This window comes from Cellulosimicrobium sp. KWT-B (assembly GCF_002127155.1).
In the GTDB taxonomy this organism is placed as follows: domain Bacteria; phylum Actinomycetota; class Actinomycetes; order Actinomycetales; family Cellulomonadaceae; genus Cellulosimicrobium; species Cellulosimicrobium funkei.
Genome location: NZ_NEDO01000004.1, coordinates 529,840 through 549,050 on the forward strand (window position 1 = coordinate 529,840; position 19,211 = coordinate 549,050).

Genomic DNA, 19,211 nt, shown 5'->3' on the forward strand with positions numbered 1-19,211 from the left:
CCGACGGCCTTCGGTGTCCTACGACTCCCCGTGACGGGAGGCGGGTCGGCTCAGAAGTCCATGCCGCCCATGCCACCGGTCGGGTCGCCCGCGGGGGCGGCCTTCTCCGGCTTGTCGGCCACGACGGCCTCGGTCGTGAGGAACAGCGCCGCGATGGAGGCGGCGTTCTGCAGCGCGGAGCGCGTGACCTTGACCGGGTCGTTCACGCCGGCGGCGAGGAGGTCCTCGTACTCACCGGTCGCGGCGTTGAGGCCCTGGCCCGACGGGAGGTTGCGCACCTTCTCCGCCACGACGCCACCCTCGAGGCCCGCGTTGACCGCGATCTGCTTGAGCGGGGCGTCGATCGCGGCGCGCACGATCTGCGCACCGGTCGCCTCGTCGCCCTCGAGCTCGAGCTTCTCGAACGCCACGGCACCGGCCTGGATGAGCGCGACGCCACCACCGGCGACGATGCCCTCCTCGACGGCAGCCTTCGCGTTGCGGACGGCGTCCTCGATGCGGTGCTTGCGCTCCTTGAGCTCGACCTCCGTCGCGGCACCCGCCTTGATGACGGCCACGCCGCCGGCGAGCTTCGCGAGGCGCTCCTGGAGCTTCTCGCGGTCGTAGTCGGAGTCCGACTTCTCGATCTCGCCACGGATCTGGTTGACGCGACCCTGGATCAGGTCGGCGTCGCCCGCGCCCTCGACGATCGTGGTCTCGTCCTTCGTGACGACGACCTTGCGTGCCTGGCCGAGCAGGTCCAGCGTCGCGTTCTCGAGCTTGAGGCCCACCGTCTCGGTGATGACCTGGCCGCCGGTGAGGATCGCGATGTCCTGGAGCATGGCCTTGCGGCGGTCGCCGAAGCCCGGGGCCTTGACGGCGACGGACTTGAACGTGCCACGGATCTTGTTGAGCACCAGGGTCGCGAGCGCCTCGCCCTCGACGTCCTCGGCGATGATGAGGAGCGAGCGGCCGGCCTTCATGACCTGGTCGAGGACCGGGAGCAGGTCCTTCACGTTCGAGATCTTGGACTCGACGATGAGGACGTACGGGTCCTCGAGCACGGCCTCCTGGCGCTCGGGGTCCGTCTCGAAGTAGCGCGCGAGGAAGCCCTTGTCGAAGCGCATGCCCTCGGTGAGCTCGAGCTCGAGGCCGAACGTGTTCGACTCCTCGACCGTGATGACGCCCTCCTTGCCCACCTTGTCGAGGGCCTCGGCGATGAGCTCGCCGATCGCGGGGTCGCCGGCGGAGATGGCGGCCGTGGCGGCGATCTCCTCCTTGGTCTCGATGTCCTTCGCGGCGTTGAGCAGCTGCTCCGTCACCGCGTCGACGGCCTTCTCGATGCCGCGCTTGACGGCGATCGGGTTGGCGCCGGCCGCGACGACGCGCAGGCCCTCGCGCACGAGCGCCTGCGCGAGCACGGTCGCGGTGGTCGTGCCGTCACCCGCGACGTCGTCGGTCTTCTTGGCGACCTCCTTGACGAGCTCCGCACCGATCTTCTCGTACGGGTCCTCGAGCTCGATCTCCTTGGCGATGGAGACGCCGTCGTTCGTGATGGTCGGCGCGCCCCACTTCTTGTCGAGCACGACGTTGCGGCCCTTGGGGCCGAGGGTGACCTTGACGGTGTCGGCGAGGGCGTTGAGCCCGCGCTCCATGCTCCGACGAGCCTCCTCGTCGAAGGCGATGATCTTGGCCATGGGGAATGATCCTCCGCTGGTGGCGTATGGCGGTCGGCCGGCGCCCGCGACGGACGACCCACGACGGCGGCGTTCATGTCACGCCGCCAGGGCGGGCCTCACCTGTCGACCTGGTGGGTTGCGCCGCAGCCGCGTGAGCGGCTGCCTGCGCTGGTCACTTCTGTCACTCTCGTGACGAGAGTGCTAACGCCATTATTGGCACTCGCACGGTGCGAGTGCAAGACAGCGGTGCGCCACGCCGCCGTGTATCGCGAGGGGCGAAACCGCGCACCGCGCGGCTCGCTCTAGGATGCGCGGTGTGATCCGCGCAACACCGTCGTGGCGCCCCCTCGCAGCCCTGGCCGGCTTCGTGCTGGTCCCTGCCCTCGGCCTGACCGCCGCGACCGCGGTCGCGGCGCCCTCGGGCGAGCACATCGACCTCTACCAGGACGGCGTCGCGGTGACGACCGGGCCCGACGGCGGCCCCGCGGTGCTGCGCCTCGCGCCCGGCGTCGGCGCGACGTACCTCGAGGGCAGCCGCGTGCTCGACCCGGCGGCGCTCGACCCCGGCGCGCTCGCCGCGGGCGTCGACCCCGCGGACGGCGAGGCGGACCGGCTCGCGCAGGTCGCCGGAGCGCGCCTCGACGCGACGGCCCTCCTCGACCCCGGTCTCGCCCACCAGACCGCCACCGCGTCGCGGGCCTGGCTCGCGTCCGGCGTCGTACCGGGTGCGGGCGGGCCGTTCGCCGCGCTCGGCGAGGCAGCCCTGCTCGACCTGCGCGCCCTCACGCTCGACGACGGCGCCGCCCTCGCCGCGCCGTCGCCCAAGTGGCGCTACGTGTGGCCACGCGACGCGTCGTTCACCGCGGCGGCGTTCGCACGCACCGGCCACGTCGACGACGCGCGCGCCGTCCTCGGCTTCCTCGCCCGGGTCCAGGAGGACGACGGCTCGTTCCACGCGCGCTACCTCCCCGACGGGTCGGGGGTCCCGGACGACCGGGGCATCCAGTCCGACGGCGTCGGCTGGGTCCTGTGGGCCGCGGATGTCGTGCTGGAGGAGACGCCCGCCGCGGACCGCCCCGAGGTGGCCGCCGAGCTGCGCCCGCTGGTCGACGCCGCGACGGACCACGCGCTCGAGCTCGTCGACGGCGAGGACCCGCTGCCGCCGCCGTCGAGCGACTACTGGGAGGTCGAGCCCACGTCCCTCACGCTCGGGACCGCCGGTCCCCTGCTCGCCGGCCTGGAGGCCGCGGCGGACGTGTACGCGGCCGCAGGCGAGACGGGGCGCGCGCACGAGGCGACCCTCGCCGCCGCCCGACTGCGCATGGCGGTCGAGCGCTCGTTCGGGTCCCAGGGCTACCCGCGCCACGTCACGGGCGGCGGGCGCGACGCCTCGACCGCGTTCGTGCTGCCGCCGTTCCAGCCCGAGCCGCTCGCCGGGGCGGACGAGGCCTGGCGCGCGTCCGTGCGGGAGATGCTGCGCCCGGCGGGCGGGCTCGCGCCGGGCGCGGGCTGGCGGGCCGACGGCATCTCGTGGACCCCCCAGACCACGCTGTACGCGCTGGCGGCGGCGTCGTCGTCCGACCCCGAGGACCGCGCCGACGCCGTGGAGTGGCTCCGCTGGGTCGACGACCACCGCACCGCGTCCGGGGCCATCCCCGAGAAGGTCCTCGCCGACGGCTCGCCCGCCGCCGTCGCGCCGCTGTCGTGGAGCTCCGCGCTCGTCGTGCTCGCGCTCGTGGAGCTCGGCACCCAGGGCACGCCGGGCGGCGCGGGCTGACGGTCTTCCTGGGCCCTCCCGGTCCGCCGCGGCCGAGACGCCGGGCTACCGGGTGGTCGCGCCGCTCGTCGCATCGGGCGCCAGGTCGGGCGCGTCGCGCACGTCGAACTCGCGTCGCAGCACCCGTTGCGCGGCGTACCAGCCCCCGAGGCCGTGCACGCCCGGCCCGGGCGGCGTGGACGCCGAGCACAGGTAGACGCCCTCCAGCCCGACGGCGTAGGGGTCGAACCGGGGCGTGGGCCGCGCGACCATCTGCCACATGCTCACGGCACCGCCCGCGATGTCGCCGCCCACGTAGCTCTCGTCGTGCGCCGCCATCTCCGCCGCGGGCACGCAGAGCGACGCCACGACGACGTCCCGGAAGCCCGGCGCGAACCGCTCGACCTGCGCGACGACGTCCTCCGTCACGTCGCGCGTCGACCCGGCGGGCACGTGCGCGTAGGTCCAGAGCGGGCGCAGCCCGCCCGCCCCGCGCCCGGGGTCGACGACGGTCGGGTCGCTCACGAGCACCACGGGCCGGGCGGCGTGGCGACCGGCCGCGACGTCGGCCTCGCTGCGCGCCATCTCGGCGCGCGTCCCGCCGAGGTGCACGGTCCCCGCGCGCCCCACCTCCGGGTCGGCCCAGGGCACGGGCCCGGAGAGCACGAGGTCGACCTTCGCGGCGGCGTCGCCGTGCCGGAACCGGCGCAGCGCGTCCTCCGCGCGCGGCGGGAGCCGGTCCGCGAACACGTCGGCGACGACGCGCGGCGTCGTGTCGAACACGTAGGCGCGGGCCCGCGGCAGGTCGGCGAGCGAGCCGACCCGGTGGCCCGTGACGATGTCGCCCCCGTGGGCGCGCAGGTCGTCCTCGAGCGCGGCGACGATCGCGCCGGAACCGCCGCGGGGCAGCGGCCAGCCGCCCGGCGCGTGCCCGAGCGAGGCCAGCAGCACCGCCGTCCCGGCCGCGGCAAGCGACGGGAGGCGGGAGATCGCGTGCGCCGCGACGCCCGTGAGGAGCGCGCCCGCCTCGTCGGTGCGGAAGCGCCGCGTCCACGCGGGGCTCCCCTGCTCGAGCACCGCCGCGCCGAACCGGGCCGTCACGCCGGCACCGCTCGGCGTGAGCACACGCCCCGGCACCGAGCGCTTGTCCCCGAGGGCGACCGCGACGACGTCGCGCCACCCCTCGGCGAGCGGGCCGAGGAGGGCGCGCCAGGCGGCGCCGTCGACCCCGAGCCGCTCGACCGTGCGCTCGAGGTCGTGATAGGCCACGCCCGCGCGACCCCCGTCGAGGGGGTGGGCGTACGAGACCTCCGGCGCGAGCAGCTCCACGCCGCGCGCGCCGAGGTCGAACGCCTCGAAGAACGGCGACGCCCACGCCATCGGGTGCACCGCCGAGCACACGTCGTGCACGACGCCGTCGGCCAGGCCGAGGTCGAGCGTGCGGGCCCCGCCGCCCGACGTCGGCTGCGCCTCCAGCACGCGCACGGAGAGACCGGCGCGTGCGAGGGTCACGGCGGCGGCCAGGCCGTTGGGGCCCGAACCGACGACGACGGCGTCGAGATCCTCCGTCACGCGACCCTCGGAGCCGGGCTCAGAGCGGCCGCACCTGCTCGGCCTGCGGGCCCTTGCTGCCCTGGCCGAGCTCGAACTCGACCTCCTGGCCCTCGTCGAGCGTGCGGTAGCCGTCCGTCTGGATCGCGCTGAAGTGCACGAAGAGGTCCTGCCCACCCGCTGCGGGCGTGATGAACCCGTAGCCCTTCTCGGCGTTGAACCACTTCACGGTCCCCTGAGCCATGTACGTCTCCTCGTGCATCGTCGCCCGCGAGGCGACCGCCGCCCCGTGGTAGCCCGAGCCTAGCCCGCAGGCGGCGTGCACGGAAGGTCGAACGGCAGGTCGCGGTTCTCGGGCTCCGGGCCGAACGAGCAGGTCACGCGGGTGCTGCCTTCGGGTCGAGGAGGCTCCGCCGGGCGGGCAGACGAACCGTCAGCCGACCGGGGCGAGCTCCGACTTGACGATGACGACGACGTCACCGGAGCGGAGCGTCTGCTGGCTCACCTGCTCCGCGGGGATGCCGAGGATCGCGGCGACCGCGGCTGCGCTGTCAGCGCGGTCGCCCGCGTACCAGACGGAGGTCACCGAGACGGCGTCGGGATCGCCCTCGTAGTCGGCCGCCTCCACGTTCGTGAAGCCCTGGTCCGCCAGCGCGTCGCGACCCTTGCCCGCCTCACCGCCGATGCCGCTGGCGTTCAGGACACGCACGCTCGCCGACGGGTCGGCCGCCGCCATGAGCGTCGCGAGGTCCGGGGTCTCGGGCGTCTCCTCGGTCGCGGGCGGCTCCTCCGTGGCCGGGGGCTCCTCGGTCGCGGGCGGCTCCTCCGCCGCGGGCGGCTCCTCGGCCTCCGCGGGCGGCGGCTCCGTGGACTGCGCCTGCGGCGGGTCGTCCGTGGCACCGTTGTCGGACAGCAGCGCGACGCCCCCGTACGCGAGGCCGGCGAAGACGACGGCGACCAGCAGGAACGGCCACGTCTTGCTCCACCCGCTGCGCGGCGTGCGGTGCACCCCCACGGGCGCACCCTGCGGCGCGGGCGCGTCGAACTCGTCGGGCGCGTAGGGGTAGCGGCTCTTCGTCACGGCGACAGGGTAGCCCGGTCGGGGCTGTCGGCTAAACGCCCTGTTCGCCCGGACTTCACGCGCGGCCCGTCGTCCCGGGTCAGAGACCCTCGAGCCGGCGCGCCGTGCGCGCCCGCTGCCGGGTGGACCGCATCCGCCGCAGGCGCTTGACGAGCATGGGGTCGTGCGCGAGCGCGGCCGGGGAGTCGATGAGCGCGTTGAGCACCTGGTAGTAGCGCGTCGCGGACATGTCGAACAGCTCGCGCACCGCCTGCTCCTTGGCGCCCGAGTACTTCCACCACTGCCGCTCGAACGCCAGGATCTCCTGGTCCCGCTCGCTCAGGCCCGACGCCGGCGCCTCCGAGGTGGTCGGGTCGCCGACCGCGTCGGGTCCGTCGAGCACGTACGCCGCCTCGCTCATCGTTCCCTCCCTGCACTCTCTCGTCACCGGACCTGCGCACTCCCGCGCGCGGCCGCCTCTCAGCCTACGCACGAACCACAACCGTGTCATTCGTCCTCGCCGCACGCTGCGGACGCGCCGAGGACGCCGGTTAGGCTCGGGGCCGTGGAGAGCGCACCCGCCCAGCCCGTCGCCGTCGACCCGGTCGCGACCGCCTCGACGGCCGACCCCCGCCCGGCCCTCGCGAGCATCATGGCGCCCGACTGGGCCGAGGCCCTCGCGCCCGTCGAGCCGCAGCTGCACGCGCTCGGCGACTTCCTGCGCGCCGAGGTGGCGGCCGGACGGGAGTACCTCCCCGCGCCGTCGGCCATCCTCAACGCGTTCTCGCGCCCCCTGGGCGAGGTGCGGGTGCTCGTCGTCGGGCAGGACCCGTACCCCACGCCCGGGCACCCGATGGGGCTGTCGTTCTCCGTGCAGCCGCACGTGCGCCCCGTGCCCCGCTCGCTCCAGAACATCTTCGCCGAGCTCGCGGACGACGTCGGCGCCCCGACGCCCGCGAACGGCGACCTGTCCGCGTGGAGCGACCAGGGCGTCATGCTCCTCAACCGGGTGCTCACGGTCCGGCCGGGCGAGCCCGGGTCGCACCGTGGCCAGGGCTGGGAGGCCGTCACCGAGGCGGCGATCCGGGCGCTCGTCGCGCGCGACGCCCCGCTCGTCGCGATCCTCTGGGGTCGCGACGCCGCGACCCTGCGCCCGATGCTCGGTGACACCCCCGTCGTCGCGAGCGCCCACCCGAGCCCGCTCTCCGCGCGCCGCGGGTTCTTCGGGTCGCGCCCGTTCTCGCGCGTCAACGAGCTCCTCGTCGCCCAGGGCGCCGCCCCCGTCGACTGGACCCTCCCCACCACCTGATCTCCGCCCACCCCGCCCCCCGCCCCCCGGCCCGCGGCCGAGCAGGTGGTCCTGGCTCGTCCCCGCGGCGTGACGCGCCAGGACCGCCTGCTCGACCCGCCAGGATCGCCGGGTCGACGGCGCACCGCCCCGCAGGAGCACAATGGGGCGGGTGACGACGCAGAACCCGACGACCACTCCCCTGGCCGGTGACACCGCCGACGCACGCCGAGCCGACGACCCCGCTCCCCGCTGGACGAGCTACGTCGCGATCGGCGACTCGTTCACCGAGGGGCTGTGGGACCCGTACCCCGGCGAGGAGGACCACCAGCGAGGGTGGGCCGACCTCCTCGCCCAGCACCTCGCGACCCGGCGCGTCGCCGCCGGCGAGGACCCGCTGCGGTACGCGAACCTCGCCATCCGCGGGCGCAAGCTGCGCTCGATCCTCACGGAGCAGGTGCCGGCGGCGCTCGAGCTCCGGCCGGACCTCGTGAGCGTCATCGGCGGCGGCAACGACATCCTGCGGCCGAACGCCGACGTCGACCGCCTCGCGCGCAACCTCGAGCACGCGGTCTCGCGCCTGCGCGGCGCGGGGATCGACGTGCTCATGGCGACGGGCTTCGACGCCTCGCAGTCGCCGCTCGTCGGCCTGACGCGCCCGCGCGTCGGCGTGTACAACGCCCACATCTGGTCGATCGCGCGCCGGCAGGGCGCGTACGTCCTGGACCTGTGGGGCATGCGCGCGCTCCAGGATTGGCGCGTGTGGTCGGAGGACCGCATCCACCTGACACCCGCGGGGCACGCCCGGGTCGCCCAGGCGGCGCTCGTCGCGCTCGGCCAGGCGCCCGACGACGCCGCGTGGGACGACCCGCTGACTCCCCTCCCGCCCGCACCGGCCCTGGACCGCGCGCGGCAGAACGCGCAGTGGGTGCGCACGCACGTCGTGCCGTGGGCGCAGCGGCGGCTGCGCGGGACGTCGTCGGGCGACGGGCGGCTCCCCAAGGCGCCCGAGCTCCTGCCCGTCCCGCTCGCCGACCGCTGAGCGCGGCCGACCTCGGCAGCACCTGCCGAGATCGGCGCGTGCGAGCACCGATCCGGGCAGCGACCGCCGACCACGCGGTGCGCGCCGGCACGACGACGCCCCCGGCTCCGTGGAGCCGGGGGCGTCGTGGTGGAGCCGCCTGTCGGATTCGAACCGACGACCGTTCGCTTACAAGGCGAGTGCTCTACCGGCTGAGCTAAGGCGGCGTTCCCGGGGCTGCCGGGCGAGCGAACAGACTACCTGCTCGCCCGGCGCGCCCCGGCCGGCGGCCCGTGCCGGTCGGGGGCGCGGGCCTGGCCGGTCGGGTACCGGTGCGGTGCCGGTCAGCCCTGGGCGGCGGTGACGGCCTGCGGGAGCGCGTTCGGGTCGCTCCAGTTGCCGTCCCACCGCTCGCCGTTGATCGTGATCGTCGGCGTGCCGAACCCGCGCTCGCCGTGCAGCGACGTGTCTTGGTTCACCAGGCTCGACGCCGTCGCGACCCAGTCGCCGAACGTCTCGACGGCCGTCCCGTCCTCGATGCCGGCGGCGACGTCGGCGGGCACGCCCGCCTGCTCGGCGATGTCGGCGATCTGGGCGTCGGTGAGGGTCTCGCTGCCCTCCTGGGGCTGGTTCTGGAACATCGCGGTGTTGAAGTCGTTCATCGACTCGGGCGCGCGGTCGGCGACCCAGGCCGCCGCGGCGGCGGAACGCGTCGAGAACTGCTGCGACTGCGCGACGCGGTCGAGGATCGAGATCGGGTGCAGCACGACGGTCACGTCACCGGACTCGCGGAGCTGGTCGAGCGTCGCGCCGTTCGTCTCCTCGAACTGGCCGCAGATGGGGCACATGTAGTCGAGGTAGACCCCGACCTCGACGGCGCCCTCGTTCTCGGTCCCGGCCGCGCCGTCCGCGCCGATCGGGATGCCGCCGTCCTCGGCGTCGCTCGTGGAGGGGCTCGTGACGTCGGCGAGGTTGCCCGCCGCGACGGCGTCGATCGTCTTGTTGCGGTCGTTCATGGCCGGGATCCACACGGCGAGGAACACGCCGACGAGGACGAGGACGCCCGCGACGAGCGCTCCGATCGTGATGAGGCGGTTGCGCTTGTCGCGCTTGGCCTGCGCCTCGCGCAGCGCGAGCGCCTCCGCGCGCGCGGCCTCGCGGCGCTGGGCCTTGGTCTGGGTTTCGTTGCTGGGCATGGTCGTCCTCCGAGGGAGTGGCCGAGAGCTGGGGATGTGTCAGGGTGCGCGCCGACGGGGTCGCGCGGGCGGTGCGTCCGACGGCGTCGTCAGACGAGCGCGACCTGCGGCGGCCCGCGCCGGGTGCGCACCACCGCGTCGGCGAGGTGGTGCAGCGCGGTGGGGACGGCGTCGGGCACCGGGCGCACGACGCGGCGCGCGGCCCCGGCGAGCGACCCCGCGGGGCGCAGCGCCCCCCGGAGCACGGCGCGCAGCGCACGCCCGGCCCCGGTCACGACGGCGCGGGAGCGCTCGTGCGCGCGCCGCGCCCACGCCGAGAGCCCCCACGCGACGGCGGCGGCCGCCGCGTGGGCCACGACCACGGGCAGCGCGAGCGCCCCCACGACGGTGACCATGGCGGCCGGGTCGCCCCCGAGCGCGGTGCCCGACGGGCAGTCCGGCACCTCGTGGACGAGCGCGAGGTGCATCCCGGCGGCTCCCCACACCCCCGGCACCGTCACGCACTGGTGCACGACGGCGTACCCGCGGTCGGCGAGGTGCGTCACCACGGCGGCGAGGAGGGTGAGCAGCAGGAGCGCGGGGCCGAGCAGACGGCCGGCTGCGGGCACGACGGACGTGCGCGTCACGCCGCGCGACAGGGCGCGCGGCACCGTCGTCCGGAGCACGGCGCCCATCCTACGCGCGCGGCCTGGCAGCGGGCTGGGAAGGGCCGGTGCCGGCTCAGCGCAGCGACGGCGGGCCGGGGAACGGCCACCACGTGACGCCCGGGTCGCCCGCGAGGAGCACGAGGGTCACGACGGTGAGCACGAGTCCCAGGCCGGCGAGGACGAGCGTCCCCGTGCGGCCGGGGGCGAGCCGCGCCAGCGCGGTCCGCGTCCCGTACCGCGTGAGGTGCGTCAGGGGCCCGACCCAGGCCAGGGTCACCGCCGCGACCGCCGCGAGGCACAGCAGCACGGTCGTGACGACGGGCGCGTTGCCGCCGTCGGGCCCCTCGACGACGACCCAGCGGTCGGACTCGAGGAGCCACCACCCGGCCACGACCACGAGCACCGCGGCGCACGCCGCGACCAGGAGGGACGGGAGCGCGCCGACGAGCGCGCGCACGACGTACCAGGGCGACGCCGCGACCGCGCGCACCGTGTCCCGGGACGAGACGCCGCGCCGCTCGCGCCGCGTGTGCAGCGACTCGGTCGTCACGCCGACGACGCGCGCGAGCACGACCAGCACGGACAGCACGACGAACGCCACGCCGGGGTACGTCGCACCGAGCAGCACGAGCGGCACGGCGAGCAGGAGCAGCGCGGTGCGCCGCGCGGCGGGCACGGGGCGCACGTAGAGCGGTTCGCCGTCCTCACCGAGGGGCGGGGCGCCGAGATCGTCCATGAGGTCGTGCCCGACGGGGACGGCCATCGTGCGGCCGTCGTTGACCTGCGCCTGCGACGTGGGCAGGGGCGGAGGCACGACCTGGGCCTGGCCGGTCCACGCGGACGCGCCGGTCCACGCCTGGGCCCCCGTGCCGCCGGGCACGACGGCGACGGGCGGCACCACCTGCGTCGGTCCGGTGGGCGGCGCGACCACCTGGGTCGCGGGCGCGGCGTCGCCGGTGTCGGCCGCGTGCCGCAGGGCGGCCACGACCTCGGTCGGCCCGAGGCGCTGCGCCGGGTCGGCGTGCAGCGCACGACCGATCGCGTGGGCCGTGACGGGCCCCAGGCCCGCGAGGTCGGGGCGTCCGCTGCGCGCGCGGGCGAGCACGACGTCCGTCGGGCGCACGCCGAACGGCGCCCGACCGGTCGCCGCGTAGGCGAGCAGGGCCGCCCACCCCCACCAGTCGGTGTCCACGCTGGGGGCCGCGCCCTCGAGCAGCTCGGGCGCCAGGTACCCCGGGGTGCCCATGACGAGGCCCGTGGACGTGACGCGCGCGTCCTCGAGCCCCTGGGCGATGCCGAAGTCGATGAGCACGGGTCCCCGGGAGGACACCATGACGTTACTCGGCTTGAGGTCGCGGTGCACGACGCCGGCCGCGTGCACGGCCTCGAGCGCGGCGGCGAGCTGGTCGGCGAGCTCGTAGAGGTCCCAGGCGTCGAGCGGCCCGCCCTCGGCGATCTCGTCCTCGAGCGTGGGCCCGTCGACGAGCTCGGTGACGATGAACGCGTCCGGGCCGTCGAGCTCGACGTCGAGGATCTGCGCGACGGCGGGGTGCCGCAGGCGCTGGAGGGCGCGGGCCTCGCGACGCAGCCGTTCGCGGCCCTGCGCGGCGGCGTCGAGGTCGACGTGCGCGTGCAGGAGCTTGATCGCGACGAGGTTGCCGCCGCCGTCGTGCGCGCTGTGGACGGTGCCCATGGCACCGGACCCGAGCCGCGCACCGATGTGGTAGCCCCCGACCTCGCTGCCGGGGGCGGGTCCGCGCGACGGCCCCCCGGCGACGTTCCGCGCCTCGACGCGCTGCGTGGGCTCCTCCATGGTGACAAGGTAGCGGCAGTGGACGGGCCGGCGCTGGAGGGTGCGGCCCCGACGGGCCCGGTGGGCGACCCGGCCCGGGGCGGCGTCCGGCACGCGACCGGCACCGGACGACCCGTCCATGCGCCCGACGAGCGGACTACCCTGGGCCGCCCAGGCGCGATTCATCGAAGCTCAAGGAGAGGTCCATTGACAGGCAAAGAGGGATTCGATCTCGTCGTGGTGGCCAACCGGCTGCCCGTGGACTTCACGGTCGGCCCCGGCGGTGAGATCGAGTGGAAGCGGTCGCCCGGAGGCCTGGTCACGGCGCTCGAGCCCGTCATGCAGGCGTCCGACGGCGCCTGGGTCGGCTGGTCCGGCGCGCCCGACCTGGCGAGCGAGCCGTTCGACGCCGACGAGATGCGCCTCGTGCCCGTGACGCTCTCGGCCGACGAGATCGAGCGGTACTACGAGGGCTTCTCGAACGACACGCTCTGGCCGCTCTACCACGACGTCATCTCGCCGCCCACGTACCACCGCACGTGGTGGGACGCGTACCGCCGCGTCAACCAGCGCTTCGCCGACGCCGCCGTCGCGCAGGCGGCACCGGGCGCCGTCGTCTGGGTGCACGACTACCAGCTCCAGCTCGTGCCGCAGATGATCCGCGCCCAGCGCCCGGACGTGCGGATCGGGTTCTTCAACCACATCCCGTTCCCCCCGCTCGAGCTGTTCCAGCAGCTGCCGTGGCGCCGCCAGGTGATCGACGGCCTGCTGGGCGCGGACCTCGTGGGCTTCCAGCGCGCGGGCGACGCCGCGAACTTCATCCGTGCGGTGCGACGGCTGCGCGCCCACACGACGCGCGGGCCGATCATCACGGTCCCGGGCGAGGACGGGCGCGACCGCCACGTGCGCGCCGCCGCGTTCCCCATCTCGATCGACTCGCGCCGGTTCGACGAGCTCGCCCGCACGCCCGAGGTCCAGCAGCGCTCGCGCGAGATCCGCGCGGACCTCGGCGACCCGGACATCATGATGCTCGGCGTCGACCGCCTCGACTACACCAAGGGCATCCGGCACCGCATCAAGGCGTACGGCGAGCTGCTGCAGGACGGCCGCCTCGACGTCGAGCACGCCACGCTCGTCCAGGTCGCGAGCCCGAGCCGCGAGAACGTCGACGCCTACCAGGAGCTGCGCGAGCACGTCGAGGGCGCGGTCGGGCGGATCAACGGCGAGTACGCGGAGATCGGGCACGCCGCGATCCACTACCTGCACCACTCCTACCCGCCCGAGGAGATGGCCGCGCTGTACCTCGCGGCCGACGTCATGCTCGTCACGGCGCTGCGCGACGGCATGAACCTCGTCGCGAAGGAGTACGTCGCGGCTCGCTCGGACGACCGCGGGGTGCTCGTGCTCTCCGAGTTCACGGGCGCCGCCGACGAGCTTTCGTCCGGCGCGCTCCTCGTCAACCCGCACGACATCGACGGGATGAAGGACATCATCGTCGCGGCCGCGCACATGGACCACCGCGAGCAGCGCAAGCGCATGCGCCGCCTGCGTCGCAAGGTCCTCACCGACGACGTCGCACGGTGGTCGGAGTCGTTCCTCGGCGTCCTCACCGCGATGCCGTCCCGCGTGCCGCGCCGCCGCCCGGAGGACGACGAGCCGGGTGCGCCGCAGGACGCCCGCCAGGCCGCCGACGAGCCCGCGGAGCAGGGCGCGTGACCGCGACGCACCACCCCGCGCCCGTGCCCGGGCCGGTCGCCGACGCCGTGCACGCCTTCGCGGCGGACGCGGACGGCGCACCCGCCGCGCGGCTCGTCGCGCTCGACTTCGACGGCACGCTCTCGCCGCTCGTCGACGACCCGCTCGCCGCGCGCATGGCGCCGTCCGCACGGGCCGCCGTCGACCGGCTGGCCGCGGCGCTCGTCGGCACGACGACGCGCCTCGCCCTCGTCTCGGGCCGCAACCTCGCGGACCTCGCCGAACGCAGCGAGCCGCCCGTCGGCACGTACCTCGTGGGCAGCCACGGCGCCGAGACCGGGCACGTGACCGAGGACGGGCTCGACGCCGTCCCGCTCGACCTCACGCCGGAGCAGGCCGACCACCTCGCCGCCCTGCGCGCGGGCATGGCCGAGGCCGTCGCGGGGCGGGAGGGCGCGTGGGTGCAGGAGAAGCCGAGCGCCGCCGTCCTGCACACGCGGCTCGCCTCGGCGGCGGACACGCAGGCCGCCGAGGACCTGGCCGACGCGGTGGCCGAGCGGCTCGGGCTGCACGCGATGCACGGGAAGGACGTCGTCGAGGTCGCGGTCGTCGAGACGTCCAAGGGCGAGGCGGTGGACCGGCTGCGGGACGTCGTCGGGCAGGACGCCGGGTGCCCCGACGCGCGCACGCGCGTGCTCTACGCGGGCGACGACACGACCGACGAGACGGCGTTCGCCGTGCTCGGCCCGGGCGACCTGGGCGTCAAGGTGGGCGACGGCGACACGCTCGCCGCGCAGCGCGTGCCCGACGCCGACGGGCTCGCCGCGGTGCTCGACCTCCTCGCCGACCTCCTGGAGCGCCGGGAGGCCTGACCCCGGGCGGGTCCGCCGGGCGCTCGCCCGGCGGGCCCTGCCGCCCGCACCGAACCGCTACCGGATCGTGACCGACGCTGTGACGAAGCACTCAGGACCGGGAGTAGGATCGGGTCACGATGACGTCGGGTCCCCTGCCCGTTCCGGAGGGGGTCCGACTTCTTCTGTGTCGTCGAAGACACGCTCGTCCGCCATCGCGAACAGCTACGTCGACGTGGCACGTCACTGCACAACGGATCGTCCGGCACGTACCTGCCGGTGGAGGGATGTACCAGTCATGGCTACGGTCACCTACGACCACGCAACCCGCGTCTACCCCGGGACCGAGCGTCCTGCCGTGGACCAGCTCAACCTGCACATCGAGGACGGCGAGTTCCTCGTCCTCGTCGGCCCCTCGGGCTGCGGCAAGTCGACCTCGCTCCGCATGCTCGCGGGCCTCGAGGACGTCAACGGCGGACACATCTACATCGGCGACCGCGACGTCACGGACGTCCAGCCGAAGGACCGCGACATCGCGATGGTGTTCCAGAACTACGCGCTGTACCCGCACATGTCCGTCGCGGACAACATGGGCTTCGCGCTGAAGATCGCCGGCACGCCGAAGGCGGAGATCCGCCAGCGCGTCGAGGAGGCCGCGAAGATCCTCGACCTCACCGAGTACCTCGACCGCAAGCCGAAGGCGCTCTCCGGTGGTCAGCGCCAGCGCGTCGCGATGGGCCGTGCGATCGTCCGCCAGCCGCAGGTGTTCCTCATGGACGAGCCGCTGTCGAACCTCGACGCCAAGCTCCGCGTCCAGACGCGCACCCAGATCGCGTCGCTCCAGCGCCGCCTCGGCGTCACGACGGTCTACGTCACGCACGACCAGACCGAGGCCCTCACCATGGGCGACCGCATCGCGGTCCTCAAGGACGGTCTGCTCCAGCAGGTCGGCACGCCGCGCGAGATGTACGACACGCCGGCCAACGTCTTCGTCGCGGGCTTCATCGGCTCGCCGGCGATGAACATCGGCACGTTCGCGGTCAACAACGGCGTCGCCGAGGTCGGCCCCGCGCGCATCGCGCTCGAGCGCGAGACGGCCGCGAAGATCACCGAGGCCGACAACGGCAAGGTGACGATCGGCTTCCGTCCCGAGGCCCTCGACGTCGTGTCGCAGGCCAACGAGGCCGCGTTCCCGGTCGAGGTCAACATCGTCGAGGAGCTCGGCTCCGACGCGTTCGTCTACGGCACGCTCAAGGGCGACCTGGCCTCGCAGGCCGACGTCCACTCGGGCGCCGGCGACAACCAGGTCATCGTCCGCGTCGACCCGCGCAACGTCCCGGCCAAGGGCGAGCGCATCTACGTGACGATCCGCCCGGGTCAGTCGCACGTCTTCGGTGCGAACTCGGGCCAGCGCATCAGCTGACACCCCGCACCACCGCCGCAGGGCGGGTCCTCCCGGTCGGGAGGGCCCGCCCTGCGGCGTTCCCGGGCTCGCGACGGCGTGGAACGCCCTCCCGCCGACCCGCCGGGTCCGTGCCCTTGACAGGGTCATGGGGGACCTCAAGACTGCTTTTGCACACACGACGCCAAAAGTCGTCTGTTCGTCACCCAAATCGACAACGCTGTCAATTGGAGCCTCATGCAGATCCCGTCCCTCTCCCCGCGCGCCCGGCGCGTCGGCGCGGCGCTGGCCACCGGCGCGCTCGTCGCGACCGCGCTCGCCGCCGCGCCGGCCGTCGCCGCCCCTGTCGTGACCACACCGCCCGCCGACCCGTCCACCGGCGCCGCCGCCGTCACGTGCGACGCGGACGACGGCCTCCCCGACGCCAAGATCTCGATCCAGCTCTACACGCACGTGGGCGAGCTCGGCGGCTCGGGGACGCCGTCACCGGAGACCCTCGACCGCGTGCTCGGCGAGGTGGCCGCAGCCGGGTTCACGAACGTCGAGCCGTACAACCAGCCCTACGCGATGCCCGTCGACGACTACCGGGCGATCCTCGACCGGCACGGCCTCCAGGTGTCGTCGAGCCACGGCAGCACGGACCGGGCCACGTGGCCCGAGACGGTCGCGTACGCCGTCGCGCTGGGCCAGGACTACATCGGGACCGGCGGCATGGCGGGCGGCTACGGCACCTACGACGAGGCGGTCGCCACCGCGGCGTACGTGAACGAGCTCGGGAAGTACGCGCACGAGAACGGCGCGAACAAGATCGTGCTGCACAACCACCAGAGCGAGTTCACCACGCGGTACACCCACCCGGAGACGGGCGAGACGGTCAGCGCGTGGGAGGTCATCGAGGAGAACACCGACCCGCGCTACGTCACGTTCGAGCTCGACGTCGGCTGGGCCGCCGACGCGGGCCTCGACGTCCCGGCGTGGATCGAGGAGCACGGGGACCGCATCGAGCTGCTCCACATCAAGGACGCCGTGAACGTCGACGCGCCGGGCGACATGCGGCAGGTCGCGCTCGGCCGCGGCGAGCTCGACCTCCCGGCGATCATCGCCGCGGCCGAGCCCTACGTCGAGTACTTCACCTACGAGTGGGACTGGGCGCCGTCGTTCGAGACCTCCGCGGAGTCCTACCGGTACCTGCGCTGCTTCCGGTCCGACGACGGGGGTGGCGAGGAGGACGAGGATTCGCTCGCCCTGGGCCGGCCCGTGACGGCCTCCAGCGTCGACGAGGCCGGCCACGAGCCCGAGAAGGCGGTCGACGGCAACGCCGGGACCCGCTGGAGCAGCGCGTGGAGCGAGCCCGAGTGGATCGCGGTCGACCTCGGCGCGAGCTACGACCTGAGCCGCGTCGTCGTCGACTGGGAGACGGCGTACGGGTCGGGCTACGAGGTCCAGACGTCGCCCGACGGCGAGACCTGGACCACCGTCCGCACCGTCACGGACGGTGACGGCGGGTTCGACGACCTGGACATCACCGGGACGGGCCGGCACGTGCGGCTCTACCTCACCGAGCGCGCGACGCAGTGGGGCTTCTCCCTCTACGAGCTCGAGGTCTACGGCGCACCGGCCGGGCAGCTCGACCTCGACGTCGAGGTGCAGGCGCGGTGCCTCGCCGGCCAGGCGTACGTCGCCGTGCGCGCCGCGAACGGCGAGGACCAGCCCGTCGACGTGACGCTCGCGACGTCGTACGGCACCCGCGAGGTGGCCGACGTCGCCCCGGGCGCGAACGCGTACCAGTCGTTCGCGGTGCGCTCCGCCTCCGTCGGGAGCGGGACGGTGACCGTCACCGGCACCGCGACGATCGACGGCGAGGACGTCACGTCGACGGTCGAGGTCGACCACGACGCGGTCGCCTGCGCCTGACCCCTCCCCCGCCTCCTCGCGGGCGGGTCCGACCTCAGGGGTCGGGCCCGCCCCGCCCGGGCCCCCCGACCATGGACAATGGACCCGTGACGGTGCACAACCTGCAGATCACCGCGTCGGCCCCCGACCCGGCGCTCCTCGACCTGCCCTGGGACGTCCCGCTCGAGGAGTGGCCGGCAGAGACGCTCGCCGCCCTCCCCCGCGGCATCTCGCGGCACATCGTGCGGTTCGTCCGCCTCTCCGGGCGGGTGATCGCGATCAAGGAGATCGGCGAGACGGTCGCGTACCGCGAGTACGAGCTGCTGCGGCAGCTCCGCCGGCTCGAGGTGCCGAGCGTCGTCCCGGTGGGCGTCATCACCGGGCGCCAGGACGCGCACGGCGAGCGGCTCGAGGCCGTGCTCATCACCGAGCACCTGCAGTTCTCGCTCCCCTACCGCGCGCTGTTCAGCCAGTCGCTGCGCCCCGACACGGCCACGCGCCTCATCGACGCGCTCGCCGTCCTGCTCGTGCGCCTGCACCTCGTGGGCTTCTACTGGGGCGACGTGTCGCTGTCGAACACGCTGTTCCGGCGCGACGCGGAGACGTTCGCCGCCTTCCTCGTGGACGCCGAGACGGGCGACCTGCACCGCGAGCTCTCCCCCGGCCAGCGCTCGTACGACGTCGACCTCGCGCGCACGAACATCATCGGCGAGCTCATGGACCTCGCCGCCGGCGAGCTGCTCGACGAGGACGTGGACGAGGTCGCGATCGGCGACGCGCTCGTCGCGCGCTACGAGGAGCTGTGGGAGGCGCTGACGACGTCCGAGTCGTTCGACGCGAACGAGCGGTGGCGCGTCGCGGCCCGCATCGAGCACCTCAACAACCTCGGCTTCGACGTCGACGAGCTCGCGATCACGACCGACATCGACGGCACGACCGTGCAGATCCAGCCGAAGGTCGTGGACGCGGGGCACCACTCGCGACGCCTGCTGCGCCTCACCGGCCTCGACGTGCAGGAGAACCAGGCCCGCCGTCTGCTCAACGACCTGGACTCGTTCCGCGCGGCGGCCGAGCGGCAGAACGACGACGAGGAGTTCGTCGCGCACGACTGGCTGAGCGGCGTGTTCGAGCCCACGATCCAGGCCGTGCCGCGGAACCTGCGCCGCAAGCTCGAGCCGGCGCAGCTCTTCCACGAGATCCTCGACCACCGCTGGTTCATCTCGGAGCGCGCCGGTCGCGACGTGCCGATGGCGGAGGCGACGCAGTCGTACGTGGAGAACGTCCTGCGCCACCGCCCGGACGAGAAGGCGATCCTCGGCCTCGCGCCCGGCGAGAAGGACCCCGAGTACTACGGCTGACGGACGCGCGTCGCCCCGCCGTCCGAGGACCGGCGGGGCGACG

Annotated in this window: 16 protein-coding genes and 1 tRNA gene; 8 read left to right on the plus strand and 9 right to left on the minus strand. The window is 74.5% G+C overall.

Translation table 11 applies throughout. The annotated features are described in order from the left end of the window. Positions 1 to 50: 50 nt before the first annotated feature. Positions 51 to 1,676, minus strand: coding sequence for a chaperonin GroEL (gene groL, locus B9L22_RS15080; RefSeq protein WP_086150961.1), 1,626 nt, complete (start codon positions 1,674 to 1,676; stop codon positions 51 to 53). A gap of 289 nt (positions 1,677 to 1,965) precedes the next feature. Between groL and B9L22_RS15085 the strand changes: the two genes are divergently transcribed. Then, a complete protein-coding gene (locus B9L22_RS15085; protein ID WP_369824846.1) occupies positions 1,966 to 3,435 on the plus strand; it encodes a glycoside hydrolase family 15 in 1,470 nt (489 codons plus the stop codon). Between the two features lie 45 nt (positions 3,436 to 3,480). Here B9L22_RS15085 and B9L22_RS15090 read toward each other — a convergent pair whose 3' ends face one another. From B9L22_RS15090 to B9L22_RS15110, 4 genes are all read right to left on the minus strand, one after another. Then, positions 3,481 to 4,986, minus strand: a complete 1,506-nt coding sequence (locus B9L22_RS15090) for an NAD(P)/FAD-dependent oxidoreductase (RefSeq protein ID WP_086150963.1) — start codon at positions 4,984 to 4,986, stop codon at positions 3,481 to 3,483. Between the two features lie 19 nt (positions 4,987 to 5,005). Continuing rightward, positions 5,006 to 5,209, minus strand: a complete 204-nt coding sequence (locus B9L22_RS15095) for a cold-shock protein (protein WP_021482750.1) — start codon at positions 5,207 to 5,209, stop codon at positions 5,006 to 5,008. A gap of 189 nt (positions 5,210 to 5,398) precedes the next feature. After that, complete coding sequence (locus B9L22_RS19785) at positions 5,399 to 6,046, minus strand: LytR C-terminal domain-containing protein (protein WP_143317335.1); 648 nt, start codon at positions 6,044 to 6,046, stop codon at positions 5,399 to 5,401. A 79-nt stretch (positions 6,047 to 6,125) separates the two neighbouring features. Further along, positions 6,126 to 6,446, minus strand: a complete 321-nt coding sequence (locus B9L22_RS15110; RefSeq protein ID WP_021482752.1) for a DUF3263 domain-containing protein — start codon at positions 6,444 to 6,446, stop codon at positions 6,126 to 6,128. A 228-nt stretch (positions 6,447 to 6,674) separates the two neighbouring features. Here B9L22_RS15110 and B9L22_RS15115 point away from each other — a divergent pair, with 228 nt between their 5' ends. Then, on the plus strand, positions 6,675 to 7,334 hold the full coding sequence (locus tag B9L22_RS15115) for a uracil-DNA glycosylase (protein ID WP_255376919.1): 660 nt from the start codon (positions 6,675 to 6,677) through the stop codon (positions 7,332 to 7,334). Positions 7,335 to 7,476: 142 nt separating this feature from the next. Further along, positions 7,477 to 8,355 (plus strand): SGNH/GDSL hydrolase family protein, encoded by an 879-nt coding sequence (locus tag B9L22_RS15120; protein ID WP_086150966.1) that lies wholly within the window; start codon positions 7,477 to 7,479, stop codon positions 8,353 to 8,355. 130 nt (positions 8,356 to 8,485) lie between these two features. Here the strand turns inward: B9L22_RS15120 and B9L22_RS15125 are convergent. From B9L22_RS15125 to B9L22_RS15140, 4 genes are all read right to left on the minus strand, one after another. Next, a tRNA-Thr gene (locus tag B9L22_RS15125) sits at positions 8,486 to 8,561 on the minus strand. A 117-nt stretch (positions 8,562 to 8,678) separates the two neighbouring features. Then, positions 8,679 to 9,530: a thioredoxin domain-containing protein gene (locus B9L22_RS15130; protein WP_086150967.1), complete on the minus strand. Its 852-nt coding sequence runs from the start codon at positions 9,528 to 9,530 to the stop codon at positions 8,679 to 8,681. Positions 9,531 to 9,619: 89 nt separating this feature from the next. Beyond that, positions 9,620 to 10,195, minus strand: a complete 576-nt coding sequence (locus B9L22_RS15135; protein WP_143317337.1) for a hypothetical protein — start codon at positions 10,193 to 10,195, stop codon at positions 9,620 to 9,622. Between the two features lie 55 nt (positions 10,196 to 10,250). Next, on the minus strand, positions 10,251 to 11,990 hold the full coding sequence (locus tag B9L22_RS15140; RefSeq protein ID WP_086151046.1) for a serine/threonine-protein kinase: 1,740 nt from the start codon (positions 11,988 to 11,990) through the stop codon (positions 10,251 to 10,253). Between the two features lie 216 nt (positions 11,991 to 12,206). Between B9L22_RS15140 and B9L22_RS15145 the strand changes: the two genes are divergently transcribed. The 5 genes from B9L22_RS15145 (at position 12,207) to B9L22_RS15165 (ending at position 19,168) form a co-directional block, all read left to right on the plus strand. Further along, positions 12,207 to 13,685, plus strand: coding sequence for a trehalose-6-phosphate synthase (locus B9L22_RS15145; RefSeq protein WP_319946782.1), 1,479 nt, complete (start codon positions 12,207 to 12,209; stop codon positions 13,683 to 13,685). Further along, entirely contained in the window at positions 13,682 to 14,536 is an 855-nt protein-coding gene (gene otsB, locus B9L22_RS15150) for a trehalose-phosphatase (RefSeq protein ID WP_086150969.1), read from the plus strand. The genes B9L22_RS15145 and otsB overlap by 4 nt, the downstream gene beginning before the upstream one ends. Before the next feature lie 277 nt (positions 14,537 to 14,813). Continuing rightward, the gene (locus tag B9L22_RS15155; protein ID WP_086150970.1) at positions 14,814 to 15,938 is read left to right on the plus strand and encodes an ABC transporter ATP-binding protein; all 1,125 of its coding nucleotides are present in this window, start codon (positions 14,814 to 14,816) and stop codon (positions 15,936 to 15,938) included. Between the two features lie 216 nt (positions 15,939 to 16,154). Further along, positions 16,155 to 17,831, plus strand: coding sequence for a discoidin domain-containing protein (locus B9L22_RS15160; RefSeq protein WP_086150971.1), 1,677 nt, complete (start codon positions 16,155 to 16,157; stop codon positions 17,829 to 17,831). A gap of 71 nt (positions 17,832 to 17,902) precedes the next feature. Next, positions 17,903 to 19,168 (plus strand): DUF4032 domain-containing protein, encoded by a 1,266-nt coding sequence (locus B9L22_RS15165; protein ID WP_044144390.1) that lies wholly within the window; start codon positions 17,903 to 17,905, stop codon positions 19,166 to 19,168. Positions 19,169 to 19,211: the final 43 nt, after the last annotated feature.

What these genes read in the sequence shown, in the direction of transcription:
- groL (WP_086150961.1), bottom strand. Translation starts at nt 1,676, where the DNA reads ATGGCCAAGATCATCGCCTTCGACGAGGAGGCTCGTCGGAGCATGGAG.
- B9L22_RS15110 (WP_021482752.1), bottom strand. Translation starts at nt 6,446, where the DNA reads ATGAGCGAGGCGGCGTACGTGCTCGACGGACCCGACGCGGTCGGCGAC.
- B9L22_RS15165 (WP_044144390.1), top strand. Translation starts at nt 17,903, where the DNA reads ATGGACAATGGACCCGTGACGGTGCACAACCTGCAGATCACCGCGTCG.
- B9L22_RS15155 (WP_086150970.1), top strand. Translation starts at nt 14,814, where the DNA reads ATGGCTACGGTCACCTACGACCACGCAACCCGCGTCTACCCCGGGACC.
- B9L22_RS15120 (WP_086150966.1), top strand. Translation starts at nt 7,477, where the DNA reads ATGGGGCGGGTGACGACGCAGAACCCGACGACCACTCCCCTGGCCGGT.
- B9L22_RS15160 (WP_086150971.1), top strand. Translation starts at nt 16,155, where the DNA reads ATGCAGATCCCGTCCCTCTCCCCGCGCGCCCGGCGCGTCGGCGCGGCG.
- B9L22_RS15095 (WP_021482750.1), bottom strand. Translation starts at nt 5,209, where the DNA reads ATGGCTCAGGGGACCGTGAAGTGGTTCAACGCCGAGAAGGGCTACGGG.
- B9L22_RS15140 (WP_086151046.1), bottom strand. Translation starts at nt 11,990, where the DNA reads ATGGAGGAGCCCACGCAGCGCGTCGAGGCGCGGAACGTCGCCGGGGGG.
- B9L22_RS15085 (WP_369824846.1), top strand. Translation starts at nt 1,966, where the DNA reads ATGCGCGGTGTGATCCGCGCAACACCGTCGTGGCGCCCCCTCGCAGCC.
- B9L22_RS15130 (WP_086150967.1), bottom strand. Translation starts at nt 9,530, where the DNA reads ATGCCCAGCAACGAAACCCAGACCAAGGCCCAGCGCCGCGAGGCCGCG.